The 17,612-nt window shown below is 63.5% G+C and carries 17 protein-coding genes; 7 read left to right on the top strand and 10 right to left on the bottom strand.

Going from position 1 to position 17,612, the window contains the following annotated elements:
* The first annotated feature begins 558 nt into the window (after positions 1-558).
* The 3 genes from G9C89_RS17290 (at position 559) to G9C89_RS17300 (ending at position 3,455) form a co-directional block, all read left to right on the top strand.
* A complete protein-coding gene (locus tag G9C89_RS17290; protein ID WP_172150237.1) occupies positions 559-2,532 on the top strand; it encodes a DEAD/DEAH box helicase in 1,974 nt (657 codons plus the stop codon).
* 214 nt (positions 2,533-2,746) lie between these two features.
* The gene (locus tag G9C89_RS17295; protein WP_172150239.1) at positions 2,747-3,145 is read left to right on the top strand and encodes a carboxymuconolactone decarboxylase family protein; all 399 of its coding nucleotides are present in this window, start codon (positions 2,747-2,749) and stop codon (positions 3,143-3,145) included.
* A 43-nt stretch (positions 3,146-3,188) separates the two neighbouring features.
* Positions 3,189-3,455, top strand: a complete 267-nt coding sequence (locus G9C89_RS17300) for a hypothetical protein (RefSeq protein ID WP_172150241.1) — start codon at positions 3,189-3,191, stop codon at positions 3,453-3,455.
* A 65-nt stretch (positions 3,456-3,520) separates the two neighbouring features.
* On the opposite strand, the gene G9C89_RS17305 is transcribed toward G9C89_RS17300, so the two are convergent.
* The 8 genes from G9C89_RS17305 to G9C89_RS17340 all read right to left on the bottom strand — a co-directional run bounded on the left by G9C89_RS17305 (position 3,521) and on the right by G9C89_RS17340 (position 11,482).
* Positions 3,521-4,009, bottom strand: a complete 489-nt coding sequence (locus G9C89_RS17305) for a SixA phosphatase family protein (RefSeq protein WP_172150243.1) — start codon at positions 4,007-4,009, stop codon at positions 3,521-3,523.
* Positions 4,010-4,069: 60 nt separating this feature from the next.
* Positions 4,070-4,555 (bottom strand): adenosine-specific kinase, encoded by a 486-nt coding sequence (locus G9C89_RS17310; protein WP_172150245.1) that lies wholly within the window; start codon positions 4,553-4,555, stop codon positions 4,070-4,072.
* A 262-nt stretch (positions 4,556-4,817) separates the two neighbouring features.
* Positions 4,818-5,804, bottom strand: coding sequence for a D-2-hydroxyacid dehydrogenase family protein (locus G9C89_RS17315; protein WP_172150247.1), 987 nt, complete (start codon positions 5,802-5,804; stop codon positions 4,818-4,820).
* A gap of 51 nt (positions 5,805-5,855) precedes the next feature.
* Complete coding sequence (locus G9C89_RS17320) at positions 5,856-7,367, bottom strand: tripartite tricarboxylate transporter permease (RefSeq protein WP_172150249.1); 1,512 nt, start codon at positions 7,365-7,367, stop codon at positions 5,856-5,858.
* A 3-nt stretch (positions 7,368-7,370) separates the two neighbouring features.
* Positions 7,371-7,826 carry a tripartite tricarboxylate transporter TctB family protein gene (locus tag G9C89_RS17325; RefSeq protein WP_172150251.1) on the bottom strand — a complete coding sequence of 152 codons (456 nt, stop codon included), beginning with the start codon at positions 7,824-7,826 and terminating at the stop codon, positions 7,371-7,373.
* A gap of 53 nt (positions 7,827-7,879) precedes the next feature.
* Complete coding sequence (locus G9C89_RS17330) at positions 7,880-8,863, bottom strand: Bug family tripartite tricarboxylate transporter substrate binding protein (protein WP_172150253.1); 984 nt, start codon at positions 8,861-8,863, stop codon at positions 7,880-7,882.
* Positions 8,864-8,992: 129 nt separating this feature from the next.
* On the bottom strand, positions 8,993-10,318 hold the full coding sequence (locus G9C89_RS17335) for an OprD family outer membrane porin (protein WP_172150255.1): 1,326 nt from the start codon (positions 10,316-10,318) through the stop codon (positions 8,993-8,995).
* A 96-nt stretch (positions 10,319-10,414) separates the two neighbouring features.
* Positions 10,415-11,482, bottom strand: coding sequence for a 4-oxalomesaconate tautomerase (locus tag G9C89_RS17340; protein WP_172150257.1), 1,068 nt, complete (start codon positions 11,480-11,482; stop codon positions 10,415-10,417).
* Positions 11,483-11,704: 222 nt separating this feature from the next.
* Between G9C89_RS17340 and G9C89_RS17345 the strand changes: the two genes are divergently transcribed.
* Positions 11,705-12,637, top strand: coding sequence for a LysR family transcriptional regulator (locus G9C89_RS17345; protein ID WP_172150259.1), 933 nt, complete (start codon positions 11,705-11,707; stop codon positions 12,635-12,637).
* Positions 12,638-12,930: 293 nt separating this feature from the next.
* Here G9C89_RS17345 and G9C89_RS17350 read toward each other — a convergent pair whose 3' ends face one another.
* Positions 12,931-13,860 carry a histone deacetylase family protein gene (locus G9C89_RS17350; protein ID WP_172150261.1) on the bottom strand — a complete coding sequence of 310 codons (930 nt, stop codon included), beginning with the start codon at positions 13,858-13,860 and terminating at the stop codon, positions 12,931-12,933.
* Between the two features lie 69 nt (positions 13,861-13,929).
* On the opposite strand from G9C89_RS17350, the gene G9C89_RS17355 reads away from it, so the two are divergent.
* The 3 genes from G9C89_RS17355 to G9C89_RS17365 are packed head-to-tail and all read left to right on the top strand — an operon-like array spanning position 13,930 to position 17,025.
* Positions 13,930-15,555 carry a SagB/ThcOx family dehydrogenase gene (locus G9C89_RS17355; RefSeq protein ID WP_172150263.1) on the top strand — a complete coding sequence of 542 codons (1,626 nt, stop codon included), beginning with the start codon at positions 13,930-13,932 and terminating at the stop codon, positions 15,553-15,555.
* A complete protein-coding gene (tesB, locus tag G9C89_RS17360; RefSeq protein WP_172150265.1) occupies positions 15,552-16,421 on the top strand; it encodes an acyl-CoA thioesterase II in 870 nt (289 codons plus the stop codon). Before G9C89_RS17355 ends, tesB begins: the two co-directional genes overlap by 4 nt.
* Positions 16,422-16,437: 16 nt before the next feature.
* Positions 16,438-17,025 (top strand): HAD family hydrolase, encoded by a 588-nt coding sequence (locus G9C89_RS17365; protein ID WP_172150267.1) that lies wholly within the window; start codon positions 16,438-16,440, stop codon positions 17,023-17,025.
* A 112-nt stretch (positions 17,026-17,137) separates the two neighbouring features.
* Here the strand turns inward: G9C89_RS17365 and cueR are convergent, their stop codons facing one another.
* Positions 17,138-17,536, bottom strand: coding sequence for a Cu(I)-responsive transcriptional regulator (cueR, locus tag G9C89_RS17370; protein WP_172150269.1), 399 nt, complete (start codon positions 17,534-17,536; stop codon positions 17,138-17,140).
* Between the last annotated feature and the right edge of the window lie 76 nt (positions 17,537-17,612).

The following is a 17,612-nucleotide window of genomic DNA, read 5'->3' on the forward strand; positions in this document are numbered from 1 at the left end:
AATCATAAAATAATTATCCAGGCAAATATTCAATACGAATCACAATCAAATCTAAACTTGCCGCTCGTCGAATAATTGGAACTTTTCCTGTTTCGTGAAAAGCCCCCGGTAATTGCCATGAAACGAAGCACAGGTTCTATATCAATGTCATCGACTTAAGGGTTTTCCTATAAAAATCATATGATTAGCGATAATATAAGGGCATATAGAGAACTCCTTTTGACCGCTTACTCCACAGCATTAACGCAGCCCGCCAAGCCCCTGCGTGAAAGTTGTACAAAAAACAACCTGCTCGCTCGACTGTCCCGCCTTCATCGATGCCCACCGCCAGCACCCACAAGACTTTATCCGGAGGTCAGGGGGCAAGGTCCTTCCTTTTGCTTATGAGCAATGGGGAAGGGGAGCGAATTAATTTATAGAGGTGCCCAGCCGCGCAGCCCCCCGGCAGCCGCAGGCCCACCCCTCTATTCGCACCGTCTCCCCCAACGCTTGCCAGCCCCCGGCAAAAAACACTTATCATTCAGCCATATACATCATGCCCAGGGTGGTAATCGTCGAATGTTGTCTGCCGTCGAGCGCTACAAGTTGCTCCTCTCCGGGGCCTTGGCGCGTTATTTCCCGCGCACCACCGCCTATCTGCGCGCCGAGCGCGAGGCGGGGGTGCCGCAGAAAAAGCCGCGGGCCCGGACGAAGAAGGCCGGGGCTGCGGCGGGAAAAAGCAAGGCGGGCGCCGGGAAAAAGCCTGCCCGGCCCCGTGGCAAGCCCAGCAAGCCGGCTAGCACGGCCATCTATGGGCCGGCGTTGCTGGCGGTCGATGCGGTGCAGGTCGAGGCGATGCGCGCACGGGTCGCCCAGGCGGTGGCGGCGGGGGTGATCAGCGCGCCGTCGGACGAGCAGTGGGCGATGATCCTCGGTCGTCATCCGCTCACGCGGATCTTCGCCGGGGCGGGCTCGGGCAAGTCCACCACCCTGGTGCTGCGCGTGGTGTTCATGCTCTGTCATCTGGGCATCGAGCCGGGGCGGCTGACGGTGATTTCCTTCACCAACGCCTCCTGCGCCGAGCTGCGCGAGCAACTGCTCAGGGTGCTGGGCTTCTGGCAATACCCGTTCGCTGCCGGCCAGGCCCGCCAGTGCGTACGCACCTTCCATTCGGCCATGGGGGTGCTGGCCAAGCAGGCGCTGCACAGCCCGCGCTGGTTCGAGCAGCTGGACGATCCGCCCGGCGCGCCCCGTGAGCTGGATAACCCGCTGACCGCCGCGCGCCTGCGGCCGGCCCAGCAGCGCCTGCTCAAGCAGGCCTACCAGCAGTGCTACGCCGAGGAGCCGGTGTTTCGCGAGTTGGTGCACAGCCTGTTGGGGTTGCCGCCGCCGGCGGACACCACCGCGGGCAAGCGGCCACGAGTGGCCAAGGCGCCGCTGGATGGCTTCAAGCTGGCGGGGGAGTTCACTGCCTTGCCGCTGTTCGAGGCCTTTTATGTGCAGGCCGGCTTTATCCAGAGCATCGGCATCCGTCCCGAGCGGATAGAGGTCCAGGCGCTGTCCTGCTGCGTCCGCGAGCGCAGTTTTATCGAGGCCCTGGTGCTGTTCTGCAAGGCCTTCGCGGGCTGCCTGCAGGAGCAGGGCTTGATGACTTTCGACGGCGCCTTCCAGAGTCTCGGCGAACGCCTGGCCGCCGACGCGCCGGGGATCTCGGCCGAGGCGCTGGCGCCGTTCAATCACCTGTTGATCGATGAATTCCAGGACATCTCGCCGCAGATCGTCCAGTGGCTGCAAGCGCTTCATCGCTGCCTGGCGCGCCAGGGCACGGCGGTCAGCCTGATGGCGATCGGCGACGACTGGCAGTCGATCTATGGTTGGCGCGGCAGCTCGCCGGAGCTGTTCATGGACTTCGACCGGCACTTCCCGGGCAAGGGCAAGGCGAAGAGCAGCGCGCTGTTGATGCTGGCCACCAACTACCGCTGCATCGAGCCGGTGATCCGCGACGGCGAGGCGGTGCTCGCCGCCGTCGCCTGCAAGCAAGCCAAGACCAGCAAGGCGTTCAAGGCCATGCAGCCGGGCGATCACGGGGTCAAGCTGGTGCAGGGCTTCGATATCAAGACGCGCATGCCGGAGCTGCTGGAGGCGATCAAGGCCCAGTGCGCCCACGTCGCCAGCCGCAGCATGGCCGACCGCAGCGCGGTGCTGCTGCTGAGCCGGCGCAACGAACCCTTGCGGGCGATTCAGGCCCAGTTGGACAAGCAGCTGCCGGTCAAGGCCTATACCATCCACCGCGCCAAGGGCCTGCAGGCAGAAGTGGCGATCATCGTCGACGATTGTTCGCCGGCGCAGCCGCACCCGCTGCGCAATGCGCTGTATGCCTACTCGGGATTCTTCCGCAACAGCTACGACCAGGCGATAAGCGATGAAGGCTTGCGCCTGGCCTATGTGGCGATCACCCGGGGCGTGAGCCGGGTGCTCTGGTTCACCGGCAAGACCCAGGGCGCGACCCGGGTGTTGGCGGGGCGCGCCAGTCGGCGCGGCGGTCCCCTGTGAGTCTATTGGTGGCGGCAGGGCCCCGGGCACGGTGCCGGCAAAAATAACGCCAGGTGCTTAGCCGGATGCCCTTGCGCTCAAAAAATCTAAATCTAGCTTGTTGTTTTTGCTGGGCTTCCAGGGTTTTTGCCGCTGTGGCCGCTTGCCTGAGCGGCGGAGAATTATACTTTCAGTATCTCTGAATCGGATGGTTTCAGGGGTAAGGAGGTGGCAGATGGCCATTCAAGATACCTACCGGGAAATCGAGCAAACCCTCGGTCGAGTCCCGGAGTGGATCAAGCAGATGCCGGAAGGTGGCGCGAGCGGATTCTGGGGCGTGGCCCGAGATTTCTGGCTGGCAGATACCCGGATTCCGAACAAGTACAAGGAATTGATCGGCCTGGCCGTGTCGGGCGCGACGCGCTGCAGGTATTGCGCCCTGTTCCATACCGAAGCCGCGCGCTTGTTCGGCGCGAGCGACGAGGAAATAGCCGAAGCCAGCTTGATGGGCGCGCTGACCATGATGGGCAGCACCTTTATCAACGCCCAGCAGATCGATTACGAGCAGTTCCGCAAGGAGACGCTGGATATCGTCCGGTATGTCAAAGATCACTCGCAGTCCCAGGCCGCTTAGGCCGTCACGGGAACGAGCCCTTCGCCAGCTGACGAAGGATAAGTTGCTGGCCATCGGCAGCGGTGGTCTGCGGACCACCGCGCGGTGGCAGGCAGCCGTACTGCGCGCCGTCAGCGAGTTGATGCAAGACAACCCAAGCGTTGGGGAGCAAGAGCAGGACCTGCGCATTCCCTTCGCCAAAGCCCTGCATGAGATTTACCCAGGACAAAAGTCCGACGCCGAGTTGACGGAAATGCTGCTGCTCATGCTGGAAGTGGAGACCGCCAGCCTGCTCGGAGAAAGAGCCGAGGCGGGAGGCGGGGAGCATTGACAGCTTGTGAAAAAACTCCCGCCTACTGCGACGGCGCTCGATATTTTCACAAGCTCTGATCGCCGCTACGATTTCTTTGGATAATCGAGCGCCACTGTCGCGATGGGGCAGGCGCCGATGTCCGCCCAGGACTTCGCCGCGAAGCCGAACTCGGCGACGGCGCCGCTCGGCAGGTGGCCGATCTCGCCGCACAGGCGCTGGGCGAGCTCGCTCAATTCGGGATTGTGGCCGACGATCATCACGCACTGCAGCCGATCGTCGAGTGCGTGGATGATCTCGAGCAGGTCATCCGCCTGGGCGGCATACAGCCGGTCATCGACGCCGATGTGCTTGCGCTTGTAATCGAGCTTGCCGGCGATGATTTTTGCCGTCATCAGCGCCCGCACGGCCGGACTCGCCAGGATCAAGTCGGGCTTGACCTCGCGCCTGGCCAGGCGTTCGCCGATCTTCGGTGCGTCACGCTTGCCGCGCTCGTTCAAGGGGCGCTCGCGGTCGGCCAGCGCGGCGTCATCCCAACTCGACTTGGCATGGCGAATGAGAAATAGCCTTTTCATGCCACCCCTCGCTGTCCCCATCGATGGCTCCGGGCCTCAACCTGGCGGCCTGGTCGTTACTCAAAGCTTGTAGCCGATCTGGCGCAACAGGTTCTTGCGCCAGAGGATGTCGTCGTCGCCTTCGAGGTCACGGGCGCAGTAGCCGTCGACCACACCGAGAACGGCGCGGCCTTGCTCGGTCTCGGCGAGAATCACCTCGGTCGGATTGGCGCTGGCGCAGAAGATCCGGCAGACCTCGGCAACCATCTTGATGCTGTTCAGCACGCTCAGCGGGAAGCAGCCGGCGCCGAGGAAGATGATGAAGCAATGGCCGGCGCCAATGGCCTGGGCATTGCGCTGGGCCAGCTCGATCATCGCGCTATCGGTACCTGACCAGCGCACCAGGCATTTGCCCGAGGCCTCGCAGAAGGCCATGCCGAACTTGATCCCGGGCACGGCCGCGACCAGCGCCTCGTGGATGTCCTCGACGGATTTGATGAAGTGGGTCTGGCCGAAGATGAAGTTGATCTCTTCCGGCTTGTCGATGTTCACCGTGAGCAGTTGCATGGCGCGGGTCTCCTGGGCCGAGGGGTCGGCAGCCTGGAAAATCCCTGGCTGGGAAACGCTTTCGGCACTGGGATAAGCATAGCCATGGATGGGGCGGGGTTCTGTCGGCGGTCTGTTTATGGCGACTTGCGAGTCGTTGCCTGGTCTGCGCAGCATGGTGATCAAATTCAGATCATCAAGGTGAATTACCCGGGCAGCCGCTGGGCTGAAGCGAATCGCCACCCGGCCCACGTTGTGGTGTCTTGGCTCGCCTGGGTTGCGCTCAGTCAGACAGCGTTGCATCGCCCTGACGCACCTCGGGATTGACCAGGGTGCAACTGTCTCCATTGAAGTACGCCAGCAGGTTGGCGAAGGCATCACCGAAATACAGCTCATAGCTGTGCCGCTCGACATAGCCGAGATGCGGTGTGCAGAGAATTCTGGGGTGGTTCAACAACGGGTGCGCCTGGTCCAGCAGCGGCTCGTCCTCGAATACATCGAGGGCGGCAAAGCCTGGCCGTCCCTGGCTCATGGCCGCCAGCAGGGCCCCCGGGGCAATCAGCTCGGCGCGGCTGGTATTGACCAGCAAGGCACCGGGTTTCATCCACAGCAGATCGTCCAGGGTTACCGCGTGGCGCGTACTGTCGAATAGGCGCAGATGCAGGCTGAGCACATCGGCCTCGCGGAAGAACACCTGACGCGACTCGGCCGCACGATGGCCATCACGCTGCGCCGCCAGGCGTGAAGCCTCGCTGCCCCACACCAGCACCGGCATCTCGAAAGCCTGGGCATAGCGCGCCAGCCGCTGGCCGATCTTGCCGTAGCCCCAGATGCCCAGCGTCTGGCCGCATAAGCGCTCGCCGAGATTGACCTGCCAGTGCCCGGCGTAGAGCCCATCGATCGCCGTACGCAGTTGCCGGCGTGCATTGAGAATCAGGGTCCAGGTCAGTTCGGCGGCGGCAATCGGCGAACCCCGACCTTCCATCACCGCCACGCCGTGACGACTACAGGCGTCCAGGTCCAGGTGAGGGCCGACCCTGCCGGTCTGGCTGATCAACTTGAGCCTGGGCAACTGCGCCAGCAGGGCTTCGTCGATCACGCTGCGCTCGCGGGTCAGTACCAGCGCGTCGGCATCGGCGAAGCGTTGCGCCAGTACCTTGGGGTCTTTCTGCACATCGTGATACAGGCTGACCTTGTGGCCGCTCAACTGCGCGAAGCAGTCGAGCGAGCGGATGACGTTCTGGTAGTCATCGGGAATCACGATATTCAAGTGCAGTTCTCCAGGAGCGCACAATGCCCTCCACGCCGCTTCGATGATCGATCAGTCAGTGACTGCAAGGGGTGCTGGTTTGCGCCCGCGCCAGGCGCGCAATATCGGCAAGGCCACCATCACCGCAACCAGCGCCCATACAGCGACTGTAATTGGGCTGCCCCACAGGATACCCAGCTCGCCATTGGACAGCGAAAGTGCTCGACGCAGGTTGTCTTCCATCATGCCGCCGAGAATGAAGCCCAGCAGCACTGCAGACAGCGAGTAGTCCAGCTTGCGCAGGATGTAGCCGCACACTCCGATGCCGATCATCAGGAACAGATCGAAGGTGGTCGAATGCACCGCATACACGCCAATCGAGGTGATGATGGCAATTGCCGGTACCAGCGCCCAGGTCGGCACTGCGAGGATGCGGGTGAAGATGCGCACCATCGGCACGTTCATCACCAGCAGCATGACGTTGGCGACGAACAACGAGGCGATCAGGCCCCAGACCACTTCGGGCTGGTTCTGAAACAGCATCGGCCCTGGCGTGATGTTGTACAGCGTCAGCGCGCCGAGCATCACCGCGGTGGTGCCGGAGCCGGGTACGCCGAGGGTCAGCATCGGCACCATGGAGCCACAGGCCGCGCCGCTGTTGGCGGTCTCCGGGGCTGCCAGGCCGCGCAGGTCACCCTTGCCGAACTGGTTGTCCTTGCTCGCCATGCGCTTCTCGGACATGTAAGCCACTGCGCTGGCCAGGGTCGCCCCGGCGCCAGGCAGCACGCCCAGGACGAAGCCGACCACACCACTGCGCAGGTTGGTGGCCAGTACGAAGGCACCTTCCTTGAAGTTGAACAGCATGCGTCCGGTGGCTTTGGCCGCCTTGTGACCATGGTGGGTTCTTTCCAGCAGCACCAGGATTTCGCTGATGCTGAACAACCCGAGCACCAGGACGATGAACTGAATGCCGTCGGCCAAACCCAGGCTGCCGAAGGTGAAGCGATACACGCCGCTGTTGGCATCGATGCCGACACAGGACAGGGCCAGGCCGATGAACGCAGCCATGGCAGTTTTCAGCGGTTTGTTGTCGGCCATGCCGGCCAGGCAGGTAATCGCGAACACCATCAACACGAAGTACTCCGCCGGCCCAAAGGCCACGGCCCATTTAGCCAGCAGGGGCGCGAACAGCACCACGCCGATAGTCGCGATGGTGCCGCCGATAAACGAGCTCCAGGCCGACAGCGACAGGGCGATACCGGCCTTGCCCTGTTGGGCCAGAGGGTAGCCATCGAGGGTGGTCATCACAGCCGAGGCTTCGCCGGGAATATTCAGCAGGATCGAGGAAATTCGTCCGCCATATTCGCAGCCCAGATAGACCGCCGCGAGCAGAATCAAGGCGGTTTCCGGCGGCAGGCCGAGGGCGAAGGCAATCGGGATCAACAGGGCGACGCCATTGACCGGCCCTAAACCAGGCAGCAGGCCGACGATGGTGCCAATCAGGGTGCCGCAAAAAGCCGTAATCAGGTTGTAGGGTGTCAGGGCCACGCCGAAGCCGAGGCCCAGATAATGAATAGTGTCCATAGGTCAGCTCCCCAGTTTCGCGAGCATGCCGAGTGGCAGAGGCACATCGAGGCCATAGTCGAACAGCAGATAGAGCCCAACGGCGATCACTATGCCGCCGACAGTGCTCTGTACGCGGGTTGCGTCATACAGATAAGCCATGGCGACCGCGAACAGCGCGCTGCTGAGGATGAAACCGAGCACATCGAACAAAGCCGCGTAGGCCACCATCGCCGCGATACAGAGCGCGATCTTGCGGATTACCTGACGATTCAGCGGCGGCTCTTCCCTGGACTCGGTCTGTTTGGCTGGCTTTAACATTTGGTAAAGCGCACCCAGTACAAGCAGTGATAACAACAGCAAGGGATAGGCACGTGGTCCCACGGGCTCGTAAGCGAAGGGGGCCTGATAGCCCCAGGACAACGCTATCAAAGCCACACAGATCAGCAGGTTAACGCCTGCAAAAATTCGATCGTGCATCATTCTGCTCCTGGCTGGGCTGCCCGCAGCGGCAACCCACACCGTCGATGGATTTACTCGGCGACCAGGCCAAACTCTTCGCCCAGCTTGCGATAATCCTCAACCTGCTTTTTCACCAGGTCGTTCAACGCTTGGCCAGTGACATTCAGCGGGAGCACATCGCGATCTTGCAGGTACTGCTGGAACTCTTCCGAACTTTGCAATTTGGCAAAGGCCGCTTTCCACCAGTCGAGTTCTTCTTGCTTGACCTCAGGGCCCATGTAATAGCCCCGGATCAGCGGCCATTGAATGTCATAGCCTTGTTCTTTGGCGGTGGGGACGTCTGCCAGTTCGCCCGGCAGGCGTTCCTCGCTGTAGACCACCAGCGCGCGGATCTTGTTGCCGCGTTGCGCGCGTATTTCACTGGCACTGCCGGTCACCAGGTCGACGTGCTTGCCCATCAATGCCATGTAATGCTCGGAGCCACCTTCGAAGGCCGCATAGCGCAGTTCGCGGGGATCGACGCCCGCTGCCTTGGCCAGCAGGGCAATCTTGGCCCAGCCCTGGCCTCCGATGCTGCCACCGCCACCGACGGTAATGCTCTTGGGGTCTTTCTTCAGCGCCTGGATCACGTCGTCGAGGCTCTTGAACGGCGAATCCTCGCGCACTGCCAGGGTGCCGTAGTCGGTGCCGATGGTAGTGAGCCACTGCACCGCGTTTTCGTCGTAGCGACCGTACTTGCCCAGGGCCAGATTGAGCAGCGAGGCACCGGAGAAGGCGATCAGGGTCCCCGGCTCGCCACGGCGGTTGGACGCGATGGCGTTATAGGCCACCGCACCGATGCCGCCGGGCATGTAGGTGACGCGCATTGGCGAGTCGAGCAGGCCATGGTCCTTGAGGCCGGCCTGAGCCAGCTTGCAGGTCATGTCGAAACCACCGCCGGGCTTGCTCGGGGCGATGCACTCGGGGCGCGACGGCTCGCCGGCTTGAGCGTTAACGCTGCCCAGCATCAAGGCGCAGGCGAGGGGCAGGAGTTTGCTGAAGGTGATTGTTTTCATGGTTGCGTTCCTGTTTTTGGATTTGTTTGCAGGAGTTGGGCGCAGTATTACCAGCACGCCACGATTGGGCTGGGAGTCAAGTGACTTTCGTCGGCCCCCAGCCAGGAGCCTGGTTCCAGGCGGTTTCGATCAGAAGAAGCGATAGGTGTAGTCGACGTAGAAACGGTGGTCGGTATCGTCTTCCTTCACGCCATCCAGGCGGCCGGTCTTGGCAGAGTGGTAGTCGAGATAGGTGTAACGAACCGCCAGCCCCTTGATCACGGGCACCTGATAGGTCAGGTCGAAGGCCAGTTCGTTCTCGTCCGCTTCGCCGAGGGCGGCGTTGGCACTGTTCTTGGCATCGCTGCCGTCCTTGTAGCTGACGACGGTTTTCAGGCCTTTGATATGGTCTTGCCAGTCGTAGCCGGCGGAGAGCATCCAGACCTGTTCGTTGTCGTTGCTGAAGTCGGCCAGCACCCCGCCGGTTGGGAAGGGGTTGGTACCATGATCGCCGGCGAAGTTGTCCTCGATCCAGGCGCTGTCGAACTTCGCCACTGCGGCGCCCAGCTCCACGTTGCCCAGCTTCCAGTTGGCGGCAAGATAAATGCCTTGGCCGTCGTTGTCGCTGGCTGTCACGCCGTTGATCGCTCCCGGCAGATCCTCGTCGTCCAGTTCGGCGCTTTCGGAGCCGGTGACGAAGAGCTTGCCGTCATCGCTGGAGGTGTGGATACCGCCGGTCAGCTTGAGGCTGGACTGGCCGGCCAGTTTGAAGTTGTACGAGGCGACCAGGCCGGTCTTCTTCAGGAAGTCCTGGGCCCGCAGGTGTTCCAGGTTGATGCTGAAGGGGCCGGCCACATAGCTGGCGCCCAGGCTGTCGATGTAGTCGATGGCGCCATCGGCGGAGTTGTCGGTCTTGAATTCCTCGAAGGAACTGTCCGAGCGCGACGACCACTCGTTATAGCGCGCCCCGTACAGGCTCAGGCCCTTGAGCGGCGTGAGCTGGAAACTGCCGCCCGAGAAAGTGTTCGGCACAGCGCGGCTACCCGAGCTGGAAAGCAGCATGGACTTGTGCAGCTGGCGGCCAAGTTTGGCGGTGGCCAGATCCTGATACTTGAGCTTGACGAAGGCCTGAGCGACCTGCCCGAAGGAGTCATGCAGCTCGCCGCTGTTGTCGACCGAAAGCACGTCGGAGGTATTCCTGCCGCTGTTATCCAGCTTGTTGACGCTGTAGCCGGAAATGCCGACGCCGATCATATCGGCGAAATAGGGCGACTCGTAGTTGAGTTGCAGGCCTAGCGCCGACTGCGTACGGTCGTTGCTGTCGGTTTCGAAATCGCGATCGAAGTGAATGCCGCGCGCCTTCAGTTCCAGGGAGTGACCGCTGGTGTCCAGGGCCATGGCGCTGAGTGGAAAAATCAAGCTGGCGGTAAGCGCCGCGGTCTGCCCGAGGGTGATCTTATTCTTATTGGAACGCATCGATACTCTCCGTTACGGGTAATGACCCCGCCAAGGCTGGGTCGAGTCTGTGGTAACCAGGTCAGGCGTCAGCAGCCGCCTTTGAATGGCTCGCGTTTACCGACGTGAGCTGGGTACGTACACGTCGCCGGTGAACAGGCGGCGCGCGGTGCGGATCAGCGAGGCACGCATGGCTTCTGGCGAGTCACCCGCGGCCGGCTCCAGCGATACCTCGATTTGCCCACCGGCGTGCTCGAGCTTGACCAGAGTGGGGCCGTTGACCGGTGCCAGGTCGTGGGCCACGCTTCCCGGTAAAGCACAGGCACTGGCCAGGCCGATGGCCCCCGTGGCGGCCAGGGCGCGGTGGCAGTTGTGCGGCATGAAGTAGCGGGTGTTGAGCGCGCCGCCGTTACGCGGCGAGGACAACAGCACCGGCTTGGGAATGACCATCTGCGACACGTCGCCAAGCCCCATAGCTCGTCCAGCCTGCAGACGGATGCTTTCCAGGCGCTGCAGCAGTTCGGCGTCGGCATCCAGCTCGGCGGGCGTTTCATAGCCGGTCTTGCCCAGGGCCTCGGCATGCATCAGCACCATCGGCATGGCCATGTCGATGCAGGTGACCTCGACGCCATCGAAGCGATCGCGTACCTGGCCGGTGGGCAGCAAGCGGCCGGTCTTGGCGCCGGCGGCATCGAGGAAGGTCAGCTTGATCGGCGCCGCGGTGCCGGGTACGCCATCGATGCTGGTATCGCCTTCGTAGCGCACGCGGCCGTTGGGGGTCAGCACTTCGGAGTCGATCAGGGTATTGGTGTTGACGTTGCGAATGCGCACCCGGGTGACCGGTGTAGTGGCGTTGACCAGGCCATGCTCGATGGCGAAAGGCCCGATGGCGCAGAGCATGTTGCCGCAGTTCGGCGCCGTATCGACCCGGCGCTGCGCCACCATCACCTGTACGAACAGGTAGTCGACATCGGCGTCCGGATGACTGGAAGCGCTGACGATCGCCACCTTGCTGGTTTGCGGGCTGCCACCGCCGATACCATCGATCTCCAACTCATGCCCCGAGCCCATGATCTTCAGTAGAAGCTCGTCGCGCAGAGCAGGATTGCTGGGCAGGTGGTTGGCCAGGAACACCGGCCCTCGGGAGGTGCCGCCGCGCATAAGGACACAAGGTATTGCCTGCATGATGTCTCCGGTGCAATAAATATGTTTATTGTTGCGTTGAATAATTATTGAGCGACTCCGTTTAATTTGTAAAATGCATATATTTACTTTATTAATGTGTGTTACGCATTAATGCAGACCGCACAACCCCATTTACAGGGTCGCAACAGGCGCGTCGCGGGATTGGCCGACTACATTCGATTTGTGAATTGTAAAAATAACGTCGATTAATAGGTGTCACGCATGAATTACGAGCTGCAGGACCTCCGGGCCTTCGTAAAAATTGCCGAATTCGGTAATTTTCACGAAGCCGCCAACGCGATCCACCTCTCACAGCCGGCATTGACCCGGCGCATGCAGAAGCTCGAGGAAGGGCTGGGCACCCAGTTGCTCGACAGAACCACGCGTCGCGTCAGCCTGACCGCGGTGGGGCGCGACTTCTTGCCCAAGGCCAGGCGCTTGCTGGACGATTTCGAGCGTTCAATCCTCGGCATTCGCGAACTGGCCGAGCGCCAGTCAGGCCAGGTGACCCTGGCCTGCATCCCCACGGCGGCGTTCTACTTCCTGCCGACGGTGATCCGCGAATTCAACCTGCAGTACCCGAAGATTCGCATCCGCATCCTCGACCTGAGTGCCCATGAAGGGTTGGAGGCGGTACTGCGTGGCGAGGCCGATTTCGGCATCAATATGCTCAGCGGCCAGAGCGCGGAGATCGACTTCACCCCGTTGGTTGAGGAACCTTTCGTGCTCGCTTGCCGCCGTGACCATCCTCTGGCCACACAGCCTCAAGTGGCCTGGCGTGAACTCAGCGATTACCGCCTGATCGGCGTCGGTCGCTTGAGTGGCAACCGGGTACTGCTCGACCACGGTCTGGCTCACCTGGATTGGCGGCCCAGTTGGTTTTATGAGGTGCAGCACCTATCGACCTCGCTGGGTATGGTCGAGGCCGGGCTAGGAGTGGCGGCATTGCCCAGCCTGGCGATGCCGGCGGACGATCATCCAATTCTGATTCAGCGCCCCCTGGTTGACCCTGTCATCAGCCGCACCCTGGGTTTGGTCCGTCGACATGGCTCGTCGCTGTCGCCCGCGGCCGAGCAGTTCGTCGATACCTTGCTGCGGCAATGGCCTGGCTACACCTCGCTAGGCTCCAGCGGCAAACTGGCGAATCTTTCTTAGGCCATCCCTATGGGGCCGGTCTGTGCCAGGTGCAATGGATTTCGGCTTGCCCTGAGAGCTTGTGAAAAAACTCTCGCCTACTGCGAACGCCTCCAAACATCCGCTGCGGCGTTGCGCTACGTGAAAAGCAGGGTCATTTAGCTCACTAAACTCCCCTGCTTTTCACGCAGCGCGCCTTGCTGCGAACGCCTGGAGACGTTCTCGCTACGGCGCTCGATATTTTCACAAGCTCTGAGTGAGTCCGGGCTGTGGTCACGCTCGGGAACTAAATCTTGGGCTTCGCGGAACTCGTCCTACGAGGCCCCAGCTAACCCACGGCTGACCCAGACCTTGGCCGCGCTGTGATGCAGGATGCCGTGGCGGCGGGCCAGGGCGTGGCGGTCTTGGTCGTAGCCGCCGCCGATCAGGCCGACCACCGGGATGTCGCGGCCCAGGCAGTGCTCGAGTACCGCCTGGTCGCGGGCGGCGATGCCGGCGTCGGTCAGTTGCAGGTAGCCGAGGGCATCGTCCCGGTGCACGTCGACCCCGGCGTCGTACAGGACGATGTCCGGCTGGTACAGCGGCAGCAGGTAGTTCAGCGCGTCGTCCACCACCTTCAGGTAAGCGCCGTCGCCCATGCCCATCGGCAGGGGGATGTCCCAGTCGCTGGCGGCCTTGCGTGCGGGGAAGTTCTTTTCGCAGTGCAGGGAGACAGTGATCGCCTCCGGGACATCGGCCAGCAGGCGGGCGCTGCCATCGCCCTGGTGCACGTCGCAGTCGAAGATCAGCACCCGTTGCGCCTTGCCGGCCTCGAGCAGGTAGCGGGCGATCACCGCCAGGTCGTTGAAGATGCAGAAGCCGGACGGGTGGTCGTAGTGCGCATGATGGGTGCCGCCGGCCAGGTGGCAGGCCAGGCCATGCTGCAAGGCCTGCTCGGCAGCCAACAGCGAGCCGCCCACCGCACGCAGGGTGCGTCGGGCCAAGGCCGCACTCCAGGGCAGGCCGAGGCGGCGCTGGTCTTCGTGGGGCAGTTCGCCGCTCATGTAGCGCGCGATGTAGGCGGGGCAGTGGGCCAGGGCCAGCACCTCCGGCGGGCACAGCGCGGGGCGCAGCAACTCGGCGTCGCTGGTCAGGCCGCTGGCCACCAGGTGATCGCGCAGCAGGCGGAATTTTTCCATGGGGAAACGATGGCCGGCCGGGAAGGGCGGGCTGTAGTCGTCGTGATAGACCAGCGGCAGGCGCATACAATGGCACTCTTTAATGCAGCGCCTGAGTATGGCGGCGCTGCTTGGGCCGACTCAAGTGGGACACTCATGACCGAGCAGGACTCCGTGCGCGCCTATCACCAGCTGAGCAAGCACCAGCCGCAACGCTTCGCCCCCGGACCCGGGCAGCTGGAGTGGGCGACCCAGCCCGCCGCCTTTCGCCGTTACGCCGGTGCGCGGCTGATCGAGTTGTGGCAGCGGCCGCAGGAGGAGTCGCCCGACTACGACGCGGTGTTCGCCGCGCCGCTGGGCGCGCCGGCGCCGCTGAATCGGGCCAGCCTGTCGCAGCTGCTGTATGACAGCCTGGCGCTGTCGGCCTGGAAGGAAGCCGGCGGCAGCCGCTGGGCGCTGCGGGTCAATCCGTCGTCGGGCAATCTGCACCCGACCGAGGTCTATCTGCTGCTGCCGGCCGGCAGCCTGCAGGACGAGGCTTTGCTGGCCCATTACACGGCCGACGTCCATGCCCTGGAGGTGCGTGGCGAACTGCCGGCGCCACTGGCCGCCCAACTGTCCCAGGCGTTGCCGGCGGACGGCTGCCTGCTGGCGCTGACCAGCATTGCCTGGCGCGAGGCGTGGAAATACGGCGAGCGCGCCTATCGCTACTGCCAGCATGACCTCGGCCATGCCCTGGCTGGCCTGGCCATCGCCGCCAGCGCGCTGGGCTGGCAGGTGCGCCAGCTGCGCGGGGTGGCCGAGGCGCGCCTGGACGGCGTGTTCGGCCTGGATCGCGCGGGCTTTGCCGAGGCCGAGCATGTCGACTGCCTGCTCTGGATCGGCCCGGCCCAGGCCAGCGAGTTCGCCCTGCCGGAGGACCTGTTGCATGGCCTGGCCGCACTGGAACTGAGTGGCGTGCCCAATCGCCTGTCGCGCCAGCAGCGCGACTGGCCGCAACTGGCCCGGGTGCAGGCGCTCTGTCGCGCCCCTGCCTTGCCCGCGCAGCCCTGGCTGGCCGAAGCCGGTCGCGTGCAGGCGGACAATCCGGGCCTGGCGCTGCGGCCAATCCTGCATCGCCGGCGTAGCGCGCAAGCCATGGACGGCAACAGCGGGATTCACGCCGAGCTGCTGTTTGCCTGGCTGCAGCGGCTGATGCCGGCCCATTCGCCGGTGCCTTTCGCCCTGACCGGGGAGGCGGCGCAGGTCGACCTGCTGCTGTTCGTCCACCGCGTGCAGGGCCTGGACCCCGGCCTGTACTGGCTGGCGCGGGTCGACGGGCAGGCGCAATGCGGCCTGCGCGAGGACTTTCTCTGGCAGCGGGTGCATGCCGAATTGCCGCTGTACCGCCTGCTCGCCGGCGACGCCCGCGGCCTGGCGGAATTTCTCTCCTGCGGTCAGGACATCGCCAGCGATGGCTGCGTGGCCCTGGCCATGCTGGCGCGCTTCGACACGGCCCTCGAGGCCGGCGCCTGGCGTTACCCAAGGCTGTACTGGGAGTGCGGGCAGATCGGCCAGTTGCTCTATCTGGAAGCCGAGGCGGCGGGGCTGTCCGCCACCGGGATCGGCTGTTATTTCGACGATTCGGTGCATGAATTGCTCGGACTTGCCGACAGCCGCTGGCAAAGCCTTTACCATTTCACCCTGGGCCGGGCGGTGTGGGATGAGCGCCTCAGCTCGCTACCGGCCTATCCCGAATTACGTTTGCCGCCCGCTGGGGCAGTTATTGGAGAACAAGCATGAGTCAGGTACTGGACGAGTTGGTCGCCCTGTTGAGCCTGGAGGTCATCGAAGAGAACCTCTTTCGTGGCGTCAGCCAGGATCTGGGATTCCGTCAGTTGTTCGGCGGTCAGGTGCTCGGCCAGTGCGTTTCGGCGGCCAGCCAGACGGTCGAGGCGGATCGTCATGTGCATTCCATGCACGGTTATTTCCTGCGCCCCGGCGATGCGGCGCTGCCGGTGGTCTATCAGGTCGACCGGGTACGTGACGGCGGCAGCTTCAGCACCCGGCGGGTCACGGCGGTGCAGAAGGGCCAGCCGATCTTCACCTGCAGCGCCTCGTTCCAGTACGACGAGGAAGGCTTCCAGCACCAGATCGCCATGCCGGATGTGCCGGGGCCGGAGGGGCTGAAGTCGGAAACCGAACTGGCGCGCATGGTCGAGGCCATGATTCCCGAGCGTATGCGCGAACGGGCGACCAGCGACAAGCCCATCGAGATCCGCCCGGTGACCCGGATCAATCCCTTCGACCCGAAAGCCTGCGAGCCGGTCAAGCATGTCTGGTTCCGCGCCGCCGGTGCGCTACCGGACGAGCCGCAGCTGCACAAATTGCTGCTGGCCTACGCCAGCGACTTCAATCTGCTGACCACCTCGATGCAGCCCCATGGCGTCTCGGTGTTCCAGAAATTCATGCAGGTCGCCAGTCTCGACCATTCGCTGTGGTTTCACAGCAACCTGCGCATGGACGACTGGCTGCTCTACGCCATGGACAGCCCCTGGGCAGGCAATGCCCGCGGCTTCTCCCGCGGCAGCATCTTCAACCGTCAGGGCCAGCTGGTCGCCTCGGTCGCCCAGGAAGGCCTGACCCGAATCCGTGAGGATTGGAAGTGAGCCGCGAGGACTGGAAATGAAGCTGAGCACGGCGCGCCACTGGGTGTTCGACATGGACGGCACCCTGACCCTGGCGGTGCATGACTTCGAGGCGATCAAGCGGTCGCTGGACATCCCCCTGGACCACGACATCCTCCATCACCTGGCGGCTTTGCCCGAGGAGGTCGCGGCGGCCAAGTACGCCTGGCTGCTGGAGCACGAGCGCGAACTGGCGCTGAGCGCCGAACCGGCGCCGGGGGCCATCGAACTGGTGCGCGCATTGCACGGACGCGGCTGCCGGCTCGGCATCCTCACCCGCAACGCCCACGAGTTGGCGCTGGTGACCCTGCAGGCGATCGGCCTGGGCGACTGCTTCGCCAGTGGCGACATTCTCGGGCGCGACGAGGCTCCGCCCAAGCCCCATCCCGGCGGCTTGCTGCACCTGGCCGAGCGCTGGCAGGTAACGCCGGGCGAACTGGTGATGGTCGGTGACTACCGCTTCGACCTGGAATGCGCCCGCGCCGCCGGTGCCTGCAGCGTGCTGGTCAATCTGCTGGACAACCCCTGGCCGGAACTGGCCGATCATTTCGCGGTGGATTGCGCGGCGCTGCGGCGGGCGCTGTAGGGTGGATGACGCTTCACCCATCCACCAAGCTCGTCGTCCTGGTGGATGAAAAGAGCGTCATCCACCCTACGTCTGTTTGCGTTTCCCGTAGCCCGGATGCTCGCGCTGCCGTTCAATGGCAGCCGCCGGACTCCAGGTCCTTGAGGATCGGGCAGTCGGGGCGGTCGTCGCCCTGGCAGTGTTGCATCAGGTCCTGCAGGGTGTCGCGCAGGCTGCTGAGTTCGGCGATCTTGTGGTTGAGCTCGGCGATATGCCCGGCGGCCAGGGCCTTGACGTCGGCACTGGCGCGCTGGCGGTCCTGCCACAGGGTCAGCAGTTGGGCCACCTCGGCCAGGGAGAAACCCAGGTCCCGCGCGCGCTTGATAAAGGCCAGGCGGTGCAGGTCCTGGGCACCGTACTGGCGATAGCCGCTGTCGCTGCGGCCGGCGGCCGGCAGCAGTTCGATGCTCTCGTAGTAGCGGATCATCTTGGCGCTGAGGCCGGTTTTTTGGGCAGCTTGGCCGATATTCATGGGCGGTCTCCGAATGGGTCCTGTGGGCGTCGCAACCTGTAGGAGCGGCGGGGACGCCTAGTTCATGCCCGCGAAA

Source organism: Pseudomonas tumuqii (assembly GCF_013184545.1).
Classification (GTDB): domain Bacteria; phylum Pseudomonadota; class Gammaproteobacteria; order Pseudomonadales; family Pseudomonadaceae; genus Aquipseudomonas; species Aquipseudomonas tumuqii.

What these genes read in the sequence shown, in the direction of transcription:
- G9C89_RS17290 (WP_172150237.1), top strand. Translation starts at nt 559, where the DNA reads ATGTTGTCTGCCGTCGAGCGCTACAAGTTGCTCCTCTCCGGGGCCTTG.
- G9C89_RS17295 (WP_172150239.1), top strand. Translation starts at nt 2,747, where the DNA reads ATGGCCATTCAAGATACCTACCGGGAAATCGAGCAAACCCTCGGTCGA.
- G9C89_RS17305 (WP_172150243.1), bottom strand. Translation starts at nt 4,009, where the DNA reads ATGAAAAGGCTATTTCTCATTCGCCATGCCAAGTCGAGTTGGGATGAC.
- G9C89_RS17310 (WP_172150245.1), bottom strand. Translation starts at nt 4,555, where the DNA reads ATGCAACTGCTCACGGTGAACATCGACAAGCCGGAAGAGATCAACTTC.
- G9C89_RS17320 (WP_172150249.1), bottom strand. Translation starts at nt 7,367, where the DNA reads ATGGACACTATTCATTATCTGGGCCTCGGCTTCGGCGTGGCCCTGACA.
- G9C89_RS17325 (WP_172150251.1), bottom strand. Translation starts at nt 7,826, where the DNA reads ATGCACGATCGAATTTTTGCAGGCGTTAACCTGCTGATCTGTGTGGCT.
- G9C89_RS17330 (WP_172150253.1), bottom strand. Translation starts at nt 8,863, where the DNA reads ATGAAAACAATCACCTTCAGCAAACTCCTGCCCCTCGCCTGCGCCTTG.
- G9C89_RS17335 (WP_172150255.1), bottom strand. Translation starts at nt 10,318, where the DNA reads ATGCGTTCCAATAAGAATAAGATCACCCTCGGGCAGACCGCGGCGCTT.
- G9C89_RS17340 (WP_172150257.1), bottom strand. Translation starts at nt 11,482, where the DNA reads ATGCAGGCAATACCTTGTGTCCTTATGCGCGGCGGCACCTCCCGAGGG.
- G9C89_RS17345 (WP_172150259.1), top strand. Translation starts at nt 11,705, where the DNA reads ATGAATTACGAGCTGCAGGACCTCCGGGCCTTCGTAAAAATTGCCGAA.
- G9C89_RS17350 (WP_172150261.1), bottom strand. Translation starts at nt 13,860, where the DNA reads ATGCGCCTGCCGCTGGTCTATCACGACGACTACAGCCCGCCCTTCCCG.
- G9C89_RS17355 (WP_172150263.1), top strand. Translation starts at nt 13,930, where the DNA reads ATGACCGAGCAGGACTCCGTGCGCGCCTATCACCAGCTGAGCAAGCAC.
- tesB (WP_172150265.1), top strand. Translation starts at nt 15,552, where the DNA reads ATGAGTCAGGTACTGGACGAGTTGGTCGCCCTGTTGAGCCTGGAGGTC.
- G9C89_RS17365 (WP_172150267.1), top strand. Translation starts at nt 16,438, where the DNA reads ATGAAGCTGAGCACGGCGCGCCACTGGGTGTTCGACATGGACGGCACC.
- cueR (WP_172150269.1), bottom strand. Translation starts at nt 17,536, where the DNA reads ATGAATATCGGCCAAGCTGCCCAAAAAACCGGCCTCAGCGCCAAGATG.